The sequence below is a fragment of the Burkholderiaceae bacterium DAT-1 genome (assembly GCA_019084025.1).
GTDB lineage: Bacteria > Pseudomonadota > Gammaproteobacteria > Burkholderiales > Chitinimonadaceae > DAT-1.
In genome coordinates, this window is sequence record JAHRBI010000007.1 from 266303 (window position 1) to 287823 (window position 21521).

Sequence of the window (21521 nt, forward strand, 5' to 3'; positions counted from 1 at the left end):
AATCTACTGTCTGTTCTGACGGGGTCATCAAATTGTCACAAAGTGTACGTCTGTACTGGATTTTGGGCGTATTTATATGACGATGTACTTAATTAAAATCATGTCGAATCGTCACAAATAATAAAATTATCTATTTATTTGTCATGCCTTATCGCGCAATCCTGATAGCACAGTCGGTCAGGGGGCGATCTGATGCAGATCAGATACGGAGCTGTTTATGTGTACCCCCGTCTGATTGTCCAGATACTAACCGGTCTGGGTTGGGGGCGCGTGCAAGGGATCCTTGCGCGCAATTGAACTCGGGGACCACCCCGAAAGTCACGCAAATCAGGAAATCATCCATGAAAAAAACCACGTTCAGCATGTATCGTCCTGCTGCTCTAACGCTGATGGTGCTGGCAGCCTGCCAGACCATGGGCGCAGAACGCCACGACCTTGCCAATGGCATGCCTAAAGATGTCACACAAGGTTTTGCAACGACGAGTTTTGCCGGACAACTGGGTCTGAGCGACTCAGAGTTGAAGACAGTCCACGCAGTCACACTGCCGAATGGCGTTACCGTGACCCGCTATCAACAAATGCATAACGGCGTACCGATTCGCGGCGAGGCCATTACTACCGCTAATGGCGCCCAGGGCTTTGCCGCATCCGGAACCGATAGTGTTCGCGGCAATCTAATTCGCAATGTTGCCAAGGATCTGCCATCTACCAAGGCTACGCTGAGTGCTGATTCCGCGCTACGTATTGCCAAGGCCAAGGCTGGCGTATCCAGCACCAGCAAGGACAATGCCAAGCTGTTCGTTCAACTGGACAAGAATGATGTAGCCCAACTGGTTTATCAGGTTGATTTCCTGACGAACAGCCAAGGGAAGCCTTCACGTCCGAGCTTCCTGATCGATGCCAATACTGGTGCAGTGCTGCAAAGCTGGGAAGGTATTACCCACGTTGATGCATCCGGCCCCGGCGGTAACGCCAAGACTGGCCAATATATGTATGGCCCGGCTGGCAGTGGCGCCAAGTACGGCCCGCTGGTTGTGACCAGTGCCTGCGCAATGGATAGCACCGATGTGTCGGCCGTGAACCTGAACGGCAGCACGGGTTCCAGCACCACACCGTACCAGTTCACATGCCCGACTAACACGTACAAGTCAATCAATGGCGCATACTCGCCGATCAATGATGCCTACTACTTCGGCAATGTGATCGTAAACATGTATCGCGACTGGATGGGCTACAAGCCCCTGTCGTTCAAGCTGGTCATGCGTGTGCATTACAGCACCAGCTACGAAAACGCTTTCTGGGACGGTAGCACCATGTCCTTCGGCGATGGCGCCAGCACCTTCTATCCGCTGGTATCTCTGGATGTGTCCGGCCACGAAGTTAGTCACGGTTTCACGGAACAGAATTCTGGTCTGCAATATACCGGCCAATCAGGCGGCATGAACGAAGCCTTCTCTGATATGGCAGGTGAGGCAGTCGAGTACTACTCGCGCGGCAAGAATGACTGGCTGGTCGGCTCGGAAATCTTCAAGGCAACCGGTGCACTGCGTTACTTCGACAAACCAAGCAAGGATGGCAAGTCGATTGACAATGCATCGCAATACACCAGTAGCCTGGATGTTCATTACAGCAGCGGCGTGTACAACCGTGCTTTCTACTTGCTGGCAAACACCGCAGGCTGGAATACACGTAAGGCATTTGAAGTGTTCGCCGATGCCAATAAGTCCTACTGGACGGCTACCAGCACCTTCAACAGCGGCGCTTGCGGCGTACAAACCGCTGCACAAAACCGTGGCTACTCTGTGACCGACGTGACCAACGCCTTCGCAACTGTGGGTGTTTCATGCTCGACCACCCCGCCGAGTGGCGGCACTGTACTGACCAGTGGCGTAACCAAGACTGGCCTGAGTGGTGCGAAGAGCTCCAGTACCCTGTACACCATCGTTGTTCCGGCAGGCAAGACATCGCTGACCGTGAAGACCTCTGGCGGCACTGGCGATGCTGATCTGTACGTGAAGTCTGGTGCAGCACCGACTACGACTACTTACGACAAGAAGTCGGCAGGTTCGAGCAACACTGAAACTGTGACAGTAACTTCGCCTAAGGCTAGCACTTACTACATCATGGTGTACGGCTACAGCGCTTACTCCGGTATGAGCATTACCGCCACTGTACAGTAATACTGAATCCGTTGATTCAATCAAAATGGCTCGGGAATCCGAGCCATTTTTTAATTTAGAAGAGCAAAATCTAGGGCTACGAATGCGGATTACTTGTCCTTCAGGCTGGCGAATCTCTGGTATGCCGTGGTGGGAAAGGTCAAAAGTACCATCCAAGCCGCTGTCATTTCTTCTGCTGGAGTGCTGCCAACCCCGCAATCACAGCAAAGATCGACAGTGCGCTCACACTGCAGGCAACAATGCGTAATTGACCGAATGCTTCATGCAGAGGCGATATGCAGAGCATGAGCACGAAGCCCAGCAGTGCGCCTGTGTTCGGAAGGTTATTAAAGTACTTGAGTGCATCCGGATGAATAGCTGCAAGCGTACTGACTTGCTGCCGCCAGGCGAGCATGTAGATCGCAAATACGCATCCAAGCAGAATGGCAGACAGAAACCAGACATACAGCGGCATCGCTTTCATGATGACGAGCATCGCCATGAGCACTGGCAACATCCAGGCCGGAAGAAGAATCCAGCGCTCGTTCAGCTTGAGCCGGAATATACCCAGTGCAAACGTAAATAAAACCGCACTGGCATACACTGCACTGACGACAGCACCACCGAGAAAAATAGCGTGCTGTCTGCCAAATTGCTGTTGCAGCAGATACACCGCATTGGCCGCCAGCAGGCAATACGCAGCATAAATCAGCCTGACCGCCCACTCATTCAACTTCCAGTCGATCGTGAAAGCTGGCGTTACTTGCGAACTTGAGGCTGGTGGAATGGGCATCCAGTTCAATGTTGCCCAGCGCAATGTCACGACGATCAATAAGGCGACTGCAAAGACTGCCCAAGCGGGCAATCCTCCAATCAATATTGGTCCCAGAAGCATGCCCGCGAAGCGCAGACCAGTGCCCACTCTGTCATTCGCAATTTGCCCATCGCGACCAGCATGAGCAAATGCCTGACAATCTACATAGAGCGTCAGCGCATTGATCAAAAAGCACATTAAAACATGGACGCATAGATAGGCAGCAGGCTGGCCGGCAAGGCTAAACGCCAATACGAGGAACAGGCCCGGCACTAGTACAAGTCTCTGTAAGAAGTGGACGGGCAACTGCTGAAATCTTGAGCCGTAATGCACCCCGGCAATTGATGCAAGCGCGCCGCCCGCAAGTGTTATCCCCAGCCATACAGCACGCTCTGTCGCAGCAAAACTGATGAGGACATATTGCGGCAAGACATTCATCAATGCAGATGAAAGCAGGGAAAAGCACAGAAAGGGAATGTTAAATCTGAATAGGGATCGCATTACACAGGCCGATCCACATGGAATGGCGACTGGTCCAGATCATGCACGCTAGAATCAGTTGGGAAACTCATTTAGTACGCCAGATATATATAAAACCAGAAAACAGGCACCACAAAGATCAGGCTATCGCAACGATCGAGCAGTCCACCCTGTCCGGGCAGGAGCGTGCCACTGTCCTTGACGCCGGCTTCTCGCTTCCAGGTACTTGCGACCAGATCACCGAGCGTGCCCAGCATACAGATGCAGCAACCAACAATGGCACCTTCCCATGCTGGACGCTGCATGAGCCCGGGGAAAATGGCAGCGCCAAGCAAGCTGCACACGGTGATGCCAAACAGCAGACCTTCCCGGGTTTTCTTGGGGCTGACCCTTGGGATCAAGGGATGTTTCCCTAGCAGCTTTCCACCCAGCCACTGCATGCTGTCCGAGATCATGGTGATCAGAAAGCAGGTAAAGGCAGCGCCTCTACCCGAATACGGGCCGGGTACTTGCATAAATACGAGTGCCGTCGAAAAACCGGTCAATCCGATTGAGGTAAATAGCACCCACTGAACGGGCGCAACTTCGATAAACATTCCTTCAGCACCCACGATCAGCATGCGTGCTGAAGGTAACACTATCAGCAGTGCCAGAAGCATGACAATCAAAGCAAGGGGCGGAGAATACACAACGCTCGCTGGTACGAGTATTGCCAATAGCGCTCCCAGTATCTGATATCCGCGCTCACGCTCGGCAGGCAGGTTCAGCAATCGGATTGCCTCGCCAGCCAGTGCTGCGCCGAGAATGGAATACACCAGGATGCTGACGGATGGCCCGATCAGCGTGCCCAGCGCCACGACGATCACCACAGGCCACCAGGACTGGATCGCGTCACGTGTAGGTCGATGATTGCGTGATTTCGGATGGAGTATGGCTAACAGGTTGACTGTACCGATAAACAGCAGGACATACCCCAGCGCGATACACAAGCCACTTTGTAGCCATGTGCTAAAAATGAAGTTTTTCATCGTCTGGGATGATAGATGGATATTGGGTTGAATCAAATTGGTTTGCGTGCATTCAAAGCATAAGGTGTTGCTTTTGATAAGCAGGAGGCATGCCGGCTTTGTGTCTACCCATCGACGCAGCCTGGTTGTCGTTACATCTGACTGGACATCATGTCACTGTTGTCATTCAAATAAGTTCGACTGAACGATGAGGGTCGATAGACAGTCTGAATGCACAAAAAAATCGGGCCGCATCAAGCGGCCCGACCGTAAAAATGTTGTCTTAAATGTTGTCATTTCGTGGCTGAAACCATACGAAAACTGCAATATTTAAGACACCATGAAAACAATAAGTGCTTGATTTTCATGGGTTATGTTGGTGGAGGCGGCGGGGATCGAACCCGCGTCCGGAAGTCCTCTACAGTGAGTTCTACATGCTTAGTCTGGCCAACTTGAGTTTAGGTGCTGGCACGCCGACCGACAGGCTTGACAGCAACGAGTCACCTTAAGTTTAGCGTCCGATCAAGTGACCCGACCGTACGCGATCCTGCTGAGAATGACGCTGCTGCAGGTTACCCTGCCACACCGACAGGCCAGTGTGTGCAGCGACCGGCTGGATTAAGCAGCCAGTGCGTAAGTTTCGTCGTTTGCGACTATTTCTGTTCAGTGTTTTACGGGGTGACTGAGATCCCGGCATGCCCTCATCCGCTTCGCAACCCCCGTCGAAGCCATGTCGCCCCCGGTGGTGATTCGCAGAATCAGCAACCTAACTATACCACAGATGCACCTAATAGGTCGAGCAAAGCAAGCGGCTGCGGGATACGTACGTCCGCGCCCCATTGGTCTGGATGCTCCTCTGGTGCGATATAGCCCCAGTCCGCCAGCACGGTTTGCATGCCGGCATTGCGGCCTGCCTCGATATCACGCTCGGCATCGCCCACATACCAGCATTGCTCGGGCGGGATACCCAGCAGCGATGCTGCGTGGAACATTGGCTTGGGGTCAGGCTTGGGTACGCCTACCGTATCGCCTGACACAATCGCGCCTGGCTCGCTGATAAAGCCGAGTGTCGGCACCAGCGGATCGGTGAAGCGCATCGGCTTGTTAGTGACGATGCCCCAGCGAATGCCCATGCGATCCAGCCCTTGTAGCATCTCGTTCACGCCGTCGAACAGACGGGTGGCATCGGCAAAGCTGAGCTCGTACAGATCCAGAAAGCGCTGACGCAAGCCATCGAATTCAGGATGTTCGCGATCAATTCCGAATCCCAGTCGAATCAGTCCGCGAGCACCATGACTGGCGATCGGACGGATGAGCGCATGATCAACCGGCGCGCGGTCATGCTCGGCCAGTAAACGATTCAATGCAGCACCGAGATCTAGTGCGGTATCGGCCAAAGTGCCATCCAGATCGAACAGGACGGCACGTGGGCGCGGGGAGGGCGTGGCCATCATGCTTCGAGGCGCCTGCAGGCAATCATGTAATTGACCGAGGTATCCTGCGTCAGTGAGTAGGTTTTGCTCAGCAGATCGTAGCCCAGGCCCGCCATGGATTCGAGCGACATGCCGGCGTTGCGGGTCATGCGGATCAATTCCGATGGTTTGATGAAGCGAGCATACTCGTGCGTGCCACGTGGCAGCAGACCCAGCACATATTCAGCACCGATCACGGCTTGCAGATAGGCCTTGGGATTGCGGCTGAGTGTGGAGAAGAAAATCCAGCCACCCGGCTTGACCAGTGTAGCGCAGGCGCGCACCACGCTTTCCGGATCGGGTACGTGTTCCAGCATTTCCATGCAGGTGACCACATCGAAGCTGGCTGGTGCTTCAGCAGCCAGCGCTTCAACGGCGACCAGCCGATACTGCATCTTCACCCCGGCTTCGAGTGCATGCAGGCGGGCGATTTTCAGTGATTTGTCGGCAAGGTCGATACCTGTGACATCTGCACCTTTACGCGCCATGGATTCGGCCAGAATGCCGCCACCACAGCCTACATCCAGCACAGTTTTGCCACTGATGCTGGCATGGTCGTCAATATAGCCAAGGCGTAGCGGGTTGATTTCATGCAGCGGCTTGAACTCGCTGGTCTCATCCCACCACTTGTGCGCCAGTTCGGCAAATTTGGCCAGTTCGGCCTGATCGACATTCTCGTCGCGACGGGTATCGCTGATCACTTCACTCATGAGTGCACCCGAATCCGGATTGGCTGGAAAAACGCTATTTTACGCTGCAACGCGATAATCAGGAACCGCGAATGCGATCTCCCCACCAGCGCGCCTTGTCGATAATCTGACCTTGATCAAGGGTCTTTGGTTGACGGCTGTCCAGCACTTGCCGGCCCGCCACCCACACATGTTGTACTTGCTCACGGCCTGCGGCATAGACCAAGTGTGAAATCGGATCATAACAAGGCGTGGTTTCCAGTTCGTCGAGCTTGATGGCAACCACATCGGCGAATTTGCCCGCTTCAAGCGAACCAATCTTATTCGCCAGACCCAGCGCAGTCGCACCGCCCAGCGTGGCCATTTCCAGCGCTTCCCAAGCTGGAATCGACTCGGGATGCTGGCTTTGCACTTTGGGTAGCAAGCCGGCGAGACGGGTTTCTGCAAACATATCCAGCTTATTGTTGCTGGCTGCCCCATCCGTGCCGATACCCACATTGATCCCGGCTTGGCGATAGGCGGTGATCGGCGCAATGCCTGAAGCTAATTTCAGATTCGAGGTGGCATTGTGCGCGACATGCACGCCGTATTGGCGCGTGAGGGCGATCTCTTCTTCATTCAGATGCACCATGTGCGCAGCAATCAGGCGCGGGCTCAGCATGCCCAGTTTCTCCAGTCGTGCCAGCGGACGCACGCCATGATCCTTGAGGCCGCCATTTACTTCATCCATGGTCTCGTGGATATGGCAGTGGATACGGCAATCCCATTGCTCGGCCAGTTCCACCACGCGGCAGAAGGTATCATCGGCGACCGTAAAAGGGGCATGCGGCGCGAGGGTGAATTGCACCAGTGACTCGCCCTTGAATGCGTTGCGAGCTTCAATGGCGCGTTCAATATAGGCGCCGGCATTGGCTGCATAGGGGGTCGGAAATTCCAGAATCGAGCAGCCGACTGCGGTTCGCATATGCGCTTTGATGGCAGAACGGGCAACCGCCTCATGCTCAAAATACATGTCATTGATGGTGGTCGTGCCGCTGCGGAACATCTCCAGCATGGCAAGTTGGCAGCCATCGAATACAAACTCGTCCGAGACATGCTTGGCCTCGGCTGGCCAGATGTGATTCTGCAACCAGTCCATCAGCGCCAGATCATCAGCCAGTCCACGCAACAAAGTCATGGCGGAATGGCCGTGCAGATTCACAAAGCCGGGCATCAGCACATGGCCGGGCAGTTCGCGGTGTTCGGCATCGGGGTAGCGGGTACGTGCCTCAGCAGCGGGCAGGATGGCTTCGATGCGCTCGCCTGTGATAACCAGCGCGTGGTGTTTCAGGGATTGATTGCGTGGAACAACCGGGACAATCCACTCGGGGTATAAAATCGTTGTAGTCATATTTTTTGCCTGAAATGTAAACGGTCATGCGCTGCACGAATTCATTGCTTTGCCAGATGGCAGCGACGTTTCAAATAGCAAATCGGTCTATTCTCCGCCTGATCGATTCATCTTGCAAATGAAAGGCATTCACTAAAACGTGTAAGCAATTACATGTGTCAGCTTAGCTGATCCGGCCCCATAAAACGGGATGGATCAATCGCGCGCGCCAGATCACGCTCAATCGGCCAGGGCTCATGCTCGATCTGCGCCGCAAGCAATTCTGCCATCAACCCTGACCACACCAGTCCACGCGCGCCAAATCCGTTGATGGCATATAGACCTGCCTCCCGCTTGAGTAAGTGCGGACTGCCGATATGTTTGGGCTGGAAAGCGGTGACATCAGCGAGTTGGCCTACAACGGGCATGCGATCAATGGTGCGCGGGCGTTTGCAGCGACGGCCTGCCACGGGTGTCGAAATATTTTGCTGCTCAAGCATCTCTTGCATTAGGCCAAGATTGGCTGCATGCGCAATGGATTCGTCCGCATCAATCGGGCTGGAACCCATACAGGCTAGGCCGCCCACCGAGGGGGTTAGGTAGCCTTTGCGGCAGACGACCAGCTTAGGGAGTGTGACTTCACCGGCGGGCAGATGAGAAACATAACGCTCGTCTGCGCCAATCTTAAGCTCGGGGCGCAGGCGGGTGGCGTCGGCGGCATTGGCCAGAATCAGGACGGGGGCGCTGGCGATGATCTGTCCGACTGCGTCTAGTGCAAGCCAGTTTTCGCCCTGCCGTTGAATTCGCTCGGTGCGCGTACCTGTGACCAAGGTGAGCGCGTTACCGCATGCATTCGCCAGTGCCTTGACGAGTAAGGGGGGCTGAATCCAGGCAGCCAGAGGGAAGTGCAGGGCACCTGCGTTTAATGGTAAACCTGCAAGCGCACTTGCCTCATCCTGCTCAATCCAGCGGGCATAGTCGTGTTGCCAGCCTTGCTGGGCAGCAATGCGGCGGAAGCGTTCTGTCTCTTCTGTATCGCGTGCAAGTTGTAAAGCGCCGGTCATGTTGTGTGCGGTGCCGATTGCTTTGAGCCGACGTAATCCATACAGGAAACTGGCGCGAACCAGTCTAGCCTGCAGATTGTCATCCGCGCTAACGACAGGCCGAAAGGCGCCCACATGGTTGCCGCTGGCTTTGCGAGCAAGGTCTGTTTCGGACTCGATCAGGGTGACACGCCAGCCGCGCGAGCACAGTCGCTCTGCTGCGCTTATACCTGCAATGCCACCGCCAATCACAATGACATGGCGATCCGTTGGCTCGACTGGAGTGGGGCGCGGACTGCGGAAGTGGCCCGAGAGCATTTGTCGTTTGCGTCCGAACCCTTCGCGTTTTTCAACCAAGAAGCCTGCCGCGATTAGTCCTCTGCGTACATCACCGGCTACGGTGTAGGTCGCCAATGTTGCACCTGGGCCGCTCAAGCGGGCGAATTGTTTGAATAAATGCGCCTGCCAGAGCTGCGGATTCTTGGCGGGCGCAAATCCATCCAGATAAAACGCATCGGCAGACGCCTGCAGTTGCGGCAACTGTTCCAGTGCATCGCCCAGCATCAGGGTAAGCGTGACCTTGCCGCTATCCAGATTCAGACGATGGAATCCATCCATCAGCAGGGGCCAATGAGCATTCAGTTCGCCTGCTAAAGCCGCCAGTTCCGGCGAGTCTGCAAATAGGCGAGCATGCAGAACACGCAAGTCATCGGCAGAAAAGGGAAAGAGCTCCACGCTGGCAAAATGCAGAAATTCACTGCGCTCCGGATCATTGCGCCATGCCTGCCAGGTCACCAGAAAATTCAGCCCCAGCCCGAATCCGGTTTCAACAACGGTAAAACGGCGTCGATTGCGCCAGCGTTCCGGCAAGCCATTTCCCGCCATAAAGACATGCTGAGCCTGATCGAGCCCGCCATCCTTGCTGTGATAAATATCGTCAAAGGCGGCTGAGAAAGGAATGCCTTCAGGCGTGAATTCAAGGCGGGCAGGGGTGATGGGCATGGAAATTCAATAACTTGGTGATATGATGGGTGTGTAATACAAAACGTACTACGTTTTGTCATCAAGGTGGAGAATGTTTAATGCGCTCAACTGGTTCTTTGGCTGACAAGCCTATGCTCAATGCCCGCATTCCAGCCGAACTTGCCTCAAATCTGGCGAAGCTGCAACAAGCTACAGGCCGTAGTAAAACCGAACTGACGATTGAAGCCTTGAGCCGCTATGTTGAGGCTGAAAGCTGGCAGATTCAAGAAATTCAGTCAGCTATTGTCGAAGCTGATCGCGGAGAATTTGCGCCCGATGATGAAGTAAAGGCGCTATTTGGGCGCTATGCAGATTAAGTGGGCTAAACGCGCGCTTCGTTCGCTTGCTGCAATTGCAGAGTATATCGAACGGGACAGCCCATCACGTGCACGCTCGTTTGTTCAGGACATTTGGCAACAAATTGATCTACTCACTATGCAGCCTGCTGTCGGCCGTCCGGGGCGCGTGATGGGTACACGTGAACTTGTCGTCCATGCAAACTATATCGTGGTCTATCGCGTAAAGGCGAGTGAGCTACAGATCTTGACCGTTCAACATGTCGCTAAGCGCTGGCCTGATGTATTCGACTGAGCCAGCGATTCAACACGCACCGATACAAAAAAGCCCGGCATTCACCGGGCATGTCTGTGCGATTGGACTAGATTAGTCCTCGCGGCGCATCTGCGGGAACAGAATCACGTCACGGATCGACGGGGCATCGGTCAGCAGCATGACCAGACGGTCGATACCGATACCGCAGCCGCCTGTCGGGGGCAGACCATGTTCCAGTGCGCGGATGTAGTCTGCATCGTAATGCATGGCTTCTTCGTCGCCGGCATCCTTCTGGCGAACCTGATCCAGGAAACGCTCGGCCTGATCTTCGGCATCGTTCAATTCCGAGAAGCCGTTGGCCAGTTCGCGGCCTACCACGAACAGCTCGAAGCGCTCGGTGATGGACGGATTGCTGTCGGATGCACGTGCCAGCGGAGAGATTTCCACCGGGTAATCAATGATGTAGGTCGGGTCCCACAGCTTGGTTTCGGTGGTTTCTTCAAACAGCGAGAACTGCAGACCGGCTACGCCATCGGTCACCACCAGCTTGCCGCCCAGACGCTGAATTTCTTCCTTCAGCCACACGCGGTCGTGCAGTTGCGCTTCGGTGTACTGCGGGTTGTACTTGAGGATGGCCTGCACCACGGTCAGACGCTCGAAGGGCTTGGACAGATCTACAACCTTGCCCTGATACTCAACCACTGCATGGCCCAGCACCTGCTTGGCACAGGAACGAATCACGCCTTCGGTGAGTTCCATCATGCGGCGATAGTCAGCGTAAGCCTCGTAAAACTCCATCATGGTGAACTCAGGGTTGTGGCGTGTGCTCATCCCTTCGTTACGGAAATTGCGGTTGATTTCGAACACGCGTTCGATCCCGCCGACCACCAGACGCTTCAGGTACAGTTCCGGCGCAATACGCAGGAACAGTGCCATGTCCAGCGCGTTGTGATGGGTCACAAACGGCTTGGCAGCGGCACCGCCCGGAATCGGGTGCATCATCGGGGTTTCGACTTCGAGATAGCCTTCACCGCTCATGAATTCGCGGATGTGCTGGACGATCTTGGAGCGCTTCACGAAGGTGGCGCGGCTCACATCATTGGTAATCAGGTCCAGATAGCGCTGACGGTACTTGGTTTCCTGATCGGTCATGCCGTGGAATTTTTCCGGCAGCGGACGCAGGGACTTGGTCAGCAAACGCACTTCGCTCACCAGCACCGACAGCTCACCAGTCTTGGTCTTCATCAGGGTGCCGTTTGCAGCAATGATATCGCCCAGATCCCATGTTTTGAAGGCGGCATAGGCTTCTTCGCCCACTTGTTCCTTCGATACATAGAACTGAATGCGGCCCGAGCCATCCTGAATGGTTGCGAAGCTGGCTTTGCCCATCACGCGTTTGAGCATCATCCGGCCGGCCACGCTGACTGTCACATTCGCGGCTTCCAGGGCTTCCTGTGTCAGCTCGCCATGTTTGGCGTGCAGATCGGCAGCGAGGTGCTCGCGTTTGAAGTCATTCGGGAAGGCAATGCCGCCTTGCTTGCGGATGTCGCTCAGTTTGGCACGACGCTCGGCGATGAGCTGATTGTCGTCCAGCGGAAGGGGAGTGGCTTGCTCGGTCATGTTGGGAACCCGGTTTGATGCCTGATGATGAAAAGTGTACGACTAACAATGATACAGCGTATACGAGTTTCGCATACGCTGCCTCTTGCAATTGCGAACGGATTAGACGCCCTGTTTCAGGCTGGCCTCGATAAAGATATCGAGATCGCCGTCCATCACGCCCTTGACGTTGCCCACTTCGACATTGGTACGCAGATCCTTGACGCGGCTCTGGTCGAATACGTAGGAACGGATCTGGTGACCCCAGCCGATGTCGGACTTGCTGGCTTCCAGCTGCTGCTGCGCTTCCATACGGGCACGCAGCTCGCGCTCGTACAGCTTGGCGCGCAGCATCTGCATGGCTTCGTCACGGTTGCGGTGCTGCGAACGGTCGTTCTGGCACTGCACCACGATACCGGTCGGATTGTGGGTAATCCGGATGGCGGAGTCGGTTTTGTTAATGTGCTGACCACCAGCACCGGATGCGCGGAAGGTATCGATACGCAGGTCGGCCGGATTGATTTCGATCTCGATAGAGTCGTCCACTTCCGGATACACAAACACGGAGCAGAATGAGGTGTGGCGGCGGGCGTTCGAATCGAACGGCGACACACGAACCAGACGGTGCACGCCGGTTTCGGTACGTAGAAAGCCGTAGGCGTAATCACCGGTCAGCTTCAGTGTGCAGCTAGTAATCCCGGCCACTTCGCCTTCGGACTCTTCCATGATTTCGACGTTGAAGCCCTTGCGCTCGGAATAGCGAACATACATCCGCATGAGCATGCCGGCCCAGTCCTGAGCTTCGGTACCGCCCGCGCCGGACTGAATGTCGATAAAGCAGGCATTCGGGTCCATCGGGTTGGAGAACATCCGGCGGAATTCGAGGTCGGCGACCTTCTTTTCCAGCGCTTCGATGTCGGCGGCGACTGCTTCGACGGTGTCCCAGTCTTCTTCGGACTTGCCCATGTCGAACAGGTCTTTGCTGTCGCCGCATACGCTGGCGATTTCTTCCAGCACCAGCACGACGGCTTCTAGTGCCTTACGCTCGCGACCGATTTCCTGAGCACGCTTGGCGTCGTTCCAGATATCCGGGTCTTCATTCAGACGAACGACTTCTTCGAGCCTATCCTTTTTGCCAGGATAGTCAAAGATACCTCCGCAGTTCGTCGCCGCGTGAGGCGAGGTCTGCAATGGCGTTTTCAATCTGATTGAGGCGTTCGGCTTCCATGGTCCGTCCCGATACTAATGCGGAAAACCCGACATTATACCGGTGGATAGGGGGAGCTGTGTAGTCTCGTTGTTTCGAATGCAGCGGGTAAATGGTCCGAATCAAATCGACCGTTAAACTGAGGATGCGATAGTGCCAAGCTTAACTCTTGCATGGCCCGCTCAAGCGAAAGCACCAGACTATCGATTTTACTGCCTTTCATCCCAGCATTGATTTCATCTTCCAACTGCTCTGCGATACGGGATACGCGGTGAGCGCCAATCAGGCTGGACACGCTTTTCAGCGTATGTGCCTTTCTGGAGGCTTCGGCCGGATGCGTGCTAACCGTATCAAGAATGTCTTCCCCGGTCATGGCTTGTTCTGCCAGGAAGCGTTCGATCAAGTCGAAATACAAAGACTCGTCGCCGAGTGTGCGCTTAAGACCCTGACTAACCAGTAGTTCCGGTAAGTCAGCTAGTTCCGGACTGTAGTCGTTGGACACCAATTGTGAGGCCTGGGAGTCTTGTGAAGTAGTACGTTCGGGAGGGCTAACCCACTTGCAGAGCGTGTCGTACAGCTGCTTTGGCTCAAAGGGCTTGGCCAGTACATCGTTCATGCCGATCGTAACAAACGATTGCTTATCGGAAGCGCTGGACAGAGCAGTCATCGCGATAATTGGCAAGGAGGCAAAGGCTGGGTGACGACGAATAGCATGCGTTGCTGCTGTTCCGCTCAACCTTGGCATGTCGATATCCATGAGCACGAGATCATAGGCTTCCGGCCCACGCTGAAGAACGCGCTCAACAGCTTCCTGTCCGTCCAGTGCAAAATCTACTGCAGCACCTGTATCCGACATGAATTCTTCAAGAATCTGAATGTTGATATCGTTATCTTCGACGAACAGGAAAGATTTGCCTGAAAAATCAGGGAGGTGCGACTGGGGCACGGGCTGGTTTGCGCCCCGGCCTTTATCCAGTGAAGCAGTTGATACAAGCGGCACCGTGAGTCGTGAGAGCGTGCCTTGTCCGGGCTCACTGTCAATCACCACTTCTCCTTCCATTAAGCGTGCAAGACCCCGGGCAATGGGCAAGCCTAATCCCGGTCCATGTTTGAATGATTGCTCGGAGAGTGTAAAGGGCTCGAAAAGGTCCGGCATGGAAGATGGATCAAATCCGGCACCACTATCTTTTACCGAAAAATGCAGGATCACCTCAGGTCGAACCGAGCTGGACACACCGCGAATCCCAAGTTCAACGGAGCCTTGAGAGGTGTGTGCGAATGCATTGTCGATTAAACGGGACAGAGCCTGAGCAAGTTTGTCGGGGTCGCCCAGAACGGATGTCGGAAGATCGCCTTCAATGTTCAGATGAAACTGAATGGACGCCTCGGATGCCAGAAGTGCATAGCGTTCGCATAGTTCATGCAGCCAGTCATGAAGGTTGAAGCTGCGAGTTTTCAGGGTAAGCATACCTGCATCTAGATTGGCACATTCAACCAAGTCGCCGACAACATCGAGCAGGCCATTTGCGGCAGACTGCATATGCTGCAAGTATCCGCGCTGACGCGCATCAAGCTGGGTCGCAAGCGTTAAATGAGCCATGCCCACGATCGCATTCATCGGCGTGCGAATTTGGTGACCGAGACGGATCAGGAAACGGGATCGCATTTCTACTGCCAGTTCGGCCTGTCTGCGCACTTCATAGGCTTGCTGCAGGCTGGCAGCATAGCGCCGGCTCTCATCGATGATGTCCCGGGCCTGCGTCTGGGCGCGGGAGAATTCGGCGAGATACTGGCGTTGATGCACGAGCGCGGGTGCAAGCAAACCGCGTTTCTCGAGGAGATGGCTCAGTTCGTCTAGCACACGCAGTGTGATCCATGTCCAATCTCCCTCGGTCCGGTTATTGAGCAATGCGATATAAAGTGATTCTGCAAGATCATTTTGTTCTGATATCGATGCGAGTCTCGCGCTCAGGAACTGGCTCAGTCGAAGTAGCTGACGCCTGTTAAGCGACGTCAGGAGTGCGCCCGCTCGACGATGCAAGGCTTGCGCCAGGGCGATGTCGCCATTTTCCAAATGCGCCAGTGCTTTGCATAACAGACAGTAGACGCGGGACGCATCGTTTGGGAGGTGAAGCAAGCAGCTATCCGGCAGGAACTGCGTGGCAACTTCCAGGGCACCTGGCGCATTGCCAAGCGCAACTCGCGTGATCACGAGTTCTGTTGCAATGTAAGGGGCGAGCCATGACTCCTTCGAGCCAACCACCAATTGAAGCGAATCAATCAGCAGCAATTCCGCATCCGGTATATGTCCGACAGCAAAGTACAGTTCGGCAAGATTCAGTGCGATGTGTGCTTCACGTTCCGTATTGCCCAATGTGCGCGCCATCGCCTGTGCAGCAAGGAACAGGCGTAACGCTTCCATCATGTCTCCGGCTTCCTGGGCGGAAACCCCGGCACTGTTCAGTACTTGTAATGCCGATATGCTTGCGTGTGTTCTGTTTACCAGTGGTAAGGCGTTGTCCTGTGCATATCGCCATGCCGCATCGAAATCGCCAAGAGCATGAAGATTCACAAGTTGCGCAAACTTGCAGGCAAGAGCTGCATCAAGCGGGCCGTGTACACTAAACCACCGGTCAGCCGCATGTAGAGGAGCCAGGTTGGCAGACTGCTTGCCTTGCAGTCCATCAGCCAGTGCCGTGATCAAACTGCCGTAGTATGTACTTTCGCCAGTGCTATCTTCTTCTTCGAGCAAGGCCTCGCCCAAATGGCGCGCCATTTCAGGGTCTTCGCGCAGGAGCTCTTGTGCCCGCAGCAATAGGTCAGACCAATGGGGGGAGTGCTGGGGAAGTGTACGGGCGGACTGAAAAGGCATGCGAATACCCCTCAATCATTCGTATCAAGCGAGTGCTTGATATTTAATTCGCAGGCAAGTGGATGCCACGGATGCGCACACGTGCATAGCGCATGCGGAATCGAATAACGCATTTCAAATTATCCCTCGGCACGCAGCCCATTCTGATGGCCGTCATGAACCAATGTCTTGCCAGCTTTCAAAAGTATGCTGGCGATAAATAGTCATTTACTACTGAAATTGTATGGTTGATGTGCAAAAACAAACGTACATCATATCGTCGCTGAGGTTAAACAGCAAAAAGAAAACGGGCAACCTGTTTAAAGGTTGCCCGTTGCTGGATGTCTACAGTCTGAACAAATGTCTTGACTGAGGTTTATGCGGCCAGACGATTACGCAGTTCGCGCATTCCTGCTGAGATCATGGCCAGATCAGGTGTGGTGGCGCGCAGCTCTTCCAGCGTACGGTTGCAGTGCTCAAGCGCCGTTTGTCGGGCGCTGAGCCATGCATCCGTAGCTGCATCCATCGAGTTGCCACCAGCCTGTGCAATGACACGCCCAACCAGTCCCGCATGCTCGCGATACAGTTCGTCGCGGAACGCAGCGCGGGCGAGGGTTTGCCAGCGATTGTCGCGCGGCAGGCCATCGATCACATTGCGCAGCCACGCAAACTGCAGCGCATCTTCCAGACGGAAGTACACCTTGGCCACATCCGCGACCGCCACGCTATGTGCATCAGCCAGACCTGCAATATCCAGTAGAGACAGGACTGCATCAAGGTGCACTGTGCGGGCAGCGAGTTCTGCCGGAACATTTGCGGAAACCAGCTTGGCTACTGCGGCTTGCGCATCCGCCTTGTCTTGCAGCCAGCTTCCCAGCTGCGGCAGCAGTTGTGGAATGTCGGCTGCAAAGTGTGCCAATTGTGTTTCTGCATTGGCTTCAGTCATCTGAACACGCAGCACCCAGCGGGCAACGCGTTCCAGTTGCTTGCGGATTTCCAGCATCAGACCGTACTGAACCGTGCTGTCGACCTTATTGTCGAGCGCTTCCAGTTCGGACCACAGTGCATCAGCGCGCATCAGGCGGCTGGCAATACTCCAGGCACGTACCACATCAGCCGGTGACGCATTGGTTTCTTCGGTCACGCGGTACACGAAGCTGATCCCCATGCGGTTGACGCACTCATTAGTGAGGACCGTGGCTACGATTTCGCGCTTCAGCGGATGGCTGGCCAGCTTGTCGCCATACTGCTCGGCCATCTTGACCGGGAAGTAAGCCTTCAGCAGATCATGCCACTCTTCGCTACCCGGCAAGCTCGTTTCCAGCAGCTGATCGAACAGAACCAGCTTGGCGTAGGCCAGTAGAACGGCCAGTTCCGGACTGGTAAGACCCTGACCCGCTTTCTGGCGCTCGGCGATTTGCGCATCGTTCGGCAGATATTCGATCCGGCGGGACAACTTGCCAGCTTTTTCGAGGCTCTGCATCAGGCGCTGATGCACAGACAGCAGGGAGCTGGCCTGTTGCAGTTCCAGACTGATCGCAGCGGTTTGCAGGTAGTTGTCGCGCAGCACCAGCTCGCCCACGTTGTCGGTCATGTCGGCCAGCAGCGTGTTGCGTTGCTTCAGTGTCATGTCGCCTGCCTGAACCATACGGCCCAGCAGAATCTTGATGTTCACTTCGTGGTCGGAACAATCCACACCAGCCGAATTGTCGATCGCATCGGTACAGATGTGACCGCCATTCAGTGCGAACTCCACACGTCCCAGCTGGGTTGCGCCCAGATTGCCGCCTTCGCCCACCACCTTGGCGCGGATATCGCGGCCATCGATACGCAAGGCATCGTTGCTGCGATCGCTGGCTTCGGCGTGAGTCTGGGTGCTGGCCTTGAAGTACGTACCGATACCGCCGTTGTACAGCAGATCGACCGGCGCCTTCAGGATGGCGCGAATCAGGTCATTCGGGGCCAGTGCTTCGTCTTCAATACCCAATACGGCACGGACTTGCGGAGACAGCGGAATCGACTTGGCCGAACGCGAATAGATGCCACCGCCTTCGCTGATCGTGCTCTTGTCGTAGTCTTCCCACGAGGAGCGCGGCAGATTGAACATGCGCACGCGTTCCTTGAAGGACACGGCCACATCGGGGGTCGGATCCAGGAAGATGTGCAGGTGGTTGAAGGCTGCAACCAGTTTGATCTGTTCGGACAGCAGCATGCCGTTCCCAAACACGTCACCCATCAGATCGCCCACACCGGCAACGGTGAACGGCTGGGTCTGGGTGTTGTGACCCAGTTCGCGGAAGTGGCGCTTGACCGATTCCCACGCACCCTTGGCGGTGATACCCATCTTCTTGTGGTCGTAGCCCACCGAGCCACCGGATGCGAACGCATCATCCAGCCAGAAGCCGTATTCCTGCGACACACCATTGGCAATATCGGAGAAGGTTGCGGTTCCCTTGTCGGCAGCCACCACCAGATAAGGATCGTCCGGATCGCGGCGATGTACGGACTTCGGCGGTACAACCTTGCCATCGACCAGATTGTCGGTCAGATCCAGCAGGCCGCTGATGAAAGTCTTGTAACAGGCGATGCCTTCGGCCTGATAGGCTTCACGGCCTTCCGGCGCCTGTTTGACCACAAAACCGCCCTTCGAGCCAACAGGTACGATGACGGTATTCTTGACTTGCTGTGCCTTCACCAGACCCAGCACTTCGGTGCGGAAGTCTTCCTTGCGGTCGGACCAGCGCAGGCCACCACGGGCAACCTTGCCGAAGCGCAGGTGAATCCCTTCCACGCGTGGCGAGTACACCCAGATTTCGAACAGCGGCACCGGTTGCGGGGCGTTCGGGATCAGCTTTGATTCGATCTTGAACGACAGATAGGCCTTACTTTGACCATCTGCTGCTGGCTGGAAGAAGTTGGAGCGCAGCGTGGCGCGAATCGCATGGAAGAAGCCCGACAGAATGCGTTCATCGTCGATGCTCGGCACGGCAGCCATGGCGTCCTTGATCTTTTCGATCAGACCATCCACTTCACCTGCACGCGATTGCTCTGGCGATTGCTGTGCCATGAACAGACTGACCAGATCGCGGGTGGTGTCGCGGAAGAAGGCCAGACGATCCGCAATGTGATCCACGCTATAGCTCAGATTCACCTGCTTCAGGTATTTGGCGTATGCACGCAGCAGCACGACTTCACGCCATTCCAGACCAGCCAGTACGATCAGTTTGTTGAACTTGTCGTTTTCGGCGCGACCTTCAAATACTGCTGCAAAGCCTTCCTGGAAGGCTGCACGACGTGTTTCGCCATCAAGCAGGCCTTCGGCAGGCACCTTTACCGCGACATCCGTGATCCAGCCCTGACCACCATCTGCAAATCGAGCGGTGTAAGGTTGCTCTTCGATGACGCGCACGCCCATATTTTCCAGAACCGGCAAGCTGTCTGACAGGGCAATCGGGTGCTCGCGGAAAATCTTGAAACGGTGCAGGGTAGGGTCAGCCAGACTGGCGTCCATCAGGCGCATGGTCAGACGGTTGCTCGACAGTGCTGTTTCAACCTTTTCAATGTCGGACACAGCTGTGCGCGGGTCGTAATCAGCATAGTAAGCGGCCGGGAAGGCTCGCGCATACTTGCTGTACAGCGCCATGCCACGCTCTTCACCGGCAGATGCCAGTAGATTGGCTTGCAGATCGTCGATCCAACGGCGGCTGGCCTGGGTGATTTGTGCTTCGATATCACGCGAATCGTAGTCTGGCAGTGTCGAACCGGCCGGTGTTCGCACAATAAAGTGCACTCGTGCCAGCACGGAGTCAGACAGCATCACGGTTGCTTCAGCAGTTTCGCCGCCAAATGCCTTCAGCAGGATCTGCTCGATCTTCATGCGGACATCGGTGTTGTAGTTGTCACGCGGAATGTAGATCAGCGTGGACACGTAGCGACGATAGATGTCTTCACGGATGAAGACGCGCACACGCGAACGCTCTTGCAGATTTACGATGCCCAGCGAGATTTCCTGCAGCGCGGATTCGCTGATTTCCAGCAGTTCTTCGCGCGGATAGGTCGACAATGCATTCAGCAGCGTCTTGCCCTTGTGGCTATCCTGATCAAATCCGGAAGCAGCCATCACCGCTTCAATCTTGCGGCGCAAGACTGGAATCTGTGTCGGCGGGGTGTTGTAGGCGTTGGCGGTATACAGGCCGATAAAACGGCGCTCGCCAATGACTTCACCGTTGTCGTTGTAACGCTTGATGCCGATCGTATCGAGATAGGCATTGCGGTGAATGGTGGAGCGGGAATTGCTCTTGGTCAGCAGCAGCGTGCGTGCGTGGCGGGCCTGAGCACGGATGTCTGCGGGCAGGGCACCAAAGCTGGCGGAATGTGCACCGCGGGCCATGCCGCGCAGCATGCCCAGTCCGGAGTCCGGCACGATGGTCAGCTGAACGCCGTCATCGCCATCGGTCAGGTTGTAGTCGCGATAGCCAAGGAACACAAACTGATCTGACTTCAACCAGTCGAGATAGGCAATGTCTTCTTCCCATGCAGCCTTGTCGCCAACCGGGGTGCGATTTGCCAGTTCGTCGCGCACTTCATGCAGGCGACGGGTCATATCCTTAAAGTCGACAACGCAATCACGCAGCTGCGCCAGAACAACTTCTAGCTGGGTGCGGATTTCTTCGAACTTTGCAGGATCGCTGATGCGGTCGATTTCAACGTGAATCCAGGATTCCCGATGGCCATCAGTGATAGAGGTCAGCTGGCCTGCATCATTGCGGGTGACATTGAAAATCGGATGCACGATCAGGTGGATGGCATAACCCAGGCGCGACAGCACCAGGCTGACAGTATCCACCAGAAAAGGCATGTCATCGTTGACCAATTCCAGCACGGTGTGCGTGGTCTGCCAGCGATGATCATCGAAATTGGGATTGTAAACGCGCAATACAGATTCACCGGCTTTGCGGTGAGCTGCGAGCTTTGCGTGCGCAAGCGCTGCGCCAAACCAGTCCTGTGCTTCGCGTCTGGCGAGGTCGTGGGGATCGACATCGGCGTAGTAGCCTTCAATCAGGGCGTCGGCGCCCAGCGGCACGCGCTCACCGGCGTCTGCCTGACGCAGAATGTCACCGATGAGGCTCGAGTGGAACGATTGCATTTGTTATGTCTCCATGTGGCACGTGGCTTCAGGGGTGCACGCTCGCAATAGCAACCGGTGCAAATCTGGGGAAAGGTTGCCTGTGTTGAACGTGCCACAGATCAAAGGGC

General features: G+C 55.4%; 13 protein-coding genes and 1 other RNA gene. 3 read left to right on the forward strand and 11 right to left on the reverse strand.

Annotated elements, in window-relative coordinates; translation table 11 throughout:
• Positions 1–362 precede the first annotated feature (362 nt).
• Positions 363–2180 (forward strand): M4 family metallopeptidase, encoded by a 1818-nt coding sequence (locus KSF73_16210; protein ID MBV1777266.1) that lies wholly within the window; start codon positions 363–365, stop codon positions 2178–2180.
• Positions 2181–2343: 163 nt separating this feature from the next.
• Here the strand turns inward: KSF73_16210 and KSF73_16215 are convergent, their stop codons facing one another.
• The 7 genes from KSF73_16215 to mnmC all read right to left on the reverse strand — a co-directional run bounded on the left by KSF73_16215 (position 2344) and on the right by mnmC (position 10035).
• Positions 2344–3411, reverse strand: coding sequence for a hypothetical protein (locus KSF73_16215; GenBank protein MBV1777267.1), 1068 nt, complete (start codon positions 3409–3411; stop codon positions 2344–2346).
• 134 nt (positions 3412–3545) lie between these two features.
• Complete coding sequence (locus KSF73_16220; GenBank protein ID MBV1777268.1) at positions 3546–4481, reverse strand: phosphatidate cytidylyltransferase; 936 nt, start codon at positions 4479–4481, stop codon at positions 3546–3548.
• 356 nt (positions 4482–4837) lie between these two features.
• Positions 4838–5201: a transfer-messenger RNA gene (ssrA, locus tag KSF73_16225) on the reverse strand.
• A gap of 29 nt (positions 5202–5230) precedes the next feature.
• Complete coding sequence (locus KSF73_16230) at positions 5231–5911, reverse strand: HAD-IA family hydrolase (GenBank protein MBV1777269.1); 681 nt, start codon at positions 5909–5911, stop codon at positions 5231–5233.
• On the reverse strand, positions 5911–6642 hold the full coding sequence (gene ubiG, locus KSF73_16235; GenBank protein ID MBV1777270.1) for a bifunctional 2-polyprenyl-6-hydroxyphenol methylase/3-demethylubiquinol 3-O-methyltransferase UbiG: 732 nt from the start codon (positions 6640–6642) through the stop codon (positions 5911–5913). Before ubiG ends, KSF73_16230 begins: the two co-directional genes overlap by 1 nt.
• Positions 6643–6700: 58 nt before the next feature.
• Positions 6701–8011 carry a TRZ/ATZ family hydrolase gene (locus tag KSF73_16240; GenBank protein ID MBV1777271.1) on the reverse strand — a complete coding sequence of 437 codons (1311 nt, stop codon included), beginning with the start codon at positions 8009–8011 and terminating at the stop codon, positions 6701–6703.
• Positions 8012–8169: 158 nt separating this feature from the next.
• The gene (gene mnmC, locus KSF73_16245) at positions 8170–10035 is read right to left on the reverse strand and encodes a bifunctional tRNA (5-methylaminomethyl-2-thiouridine)(34)-methyltransferase MnmD/FAD-dependent 5-carboxymethylaminomethyl-2-thiouridine(34) oxidoreductase MnmC (protein ID MBV1777272.1); all 1866 of its coding nucleotides are present in this window, start codon (positions 10033–10035) and stop codon (positions 8170–8172) included.
• A gap of 80 nt (positions 10036–10115) precedes the next feature.
• Between mnmC and KSF73_16250 the strand changes: the two genes are divergently transcribed.
• Positions 10116–10373, forward strand: coding sequence for a hypothetical protein (locus tag KSF73_16250; protein MBV1777273.1), 258 nt, complete (start codon positions 10116–10118; stop codon positions 10371–10373).
• Positions 10363–10647, forward strand: coding sequence for a type II toxin-antitoxin system RelE/ParE family toxin (locus KSF73_16255; GenBank protein MBV1777274.1), 285 nt, complete (start codon positions 10363–10365; stop codon positions 10645–10647). Before KSF73_16250 ends, KSF73_16255 begins: the two co-directional genes overlap by 11 nt.
• 72 nt (positions 10648–10719) lie before the next feature.
• Here the strand turns inward: KSF73_16255 and lysS are convergent, their stop codons facing one another.
• The 4 genes from lysS to KSF73_16275 all read right to left on the reverse strand — a co-directional run bounded on the left by lysS (position 10720) and on the right by KSF73_16275 (position 21411).
• Positions 10720–12228, reverse strand: coding sequence for a lysine--tRNA ligase (gene lysS, locus KSF73_16260; GenBank protein ID MBV1777275.1), 1509 nt, complete (start codon positions 12226–12228; stop codon positions 10720–10722).
• Positions 12229–12330: 102 nt separating this feature from the next.
• Positions 12331–13435 (reverse strand): peptide chain release factor 2 gene (gene prfB, locus KSF73_16265; protein MBV1777276.1). Its coding sequence is split into 2 segments (ribosomal slippage): positions 12331–13353 and positions 13355–13435, totalling 1104 coding nucleotides; the frame shifts between segments, so codons are not numbered across the junction.
• A gap of 34 nt (positions 13436–13469) precedes the next feature.
• Positions 13470–16190 (reverse strand): response regulator, encoded by a 2721-nt coding sequence (locus tag KSF73_16270; protein ID MBV1777277.1) that lies wholly within the window; start codon positions 16188–16190, stop codon positions 13470–13472.
• A gap of 451 nt (positions 16191–16641) precedes the next feature.
• A complete protein-coding gene (locus KSF73_16275; protein MBV1777278.1) occupies positions 16642–21411 on the reverse strand; it encodes an NAD-glutamate dehydrogenase in 4770 nt (1589 codons plus the stop codon).
• Between the last annotated feature and the right edge of the window lie 110 nt (positions 21412–21521).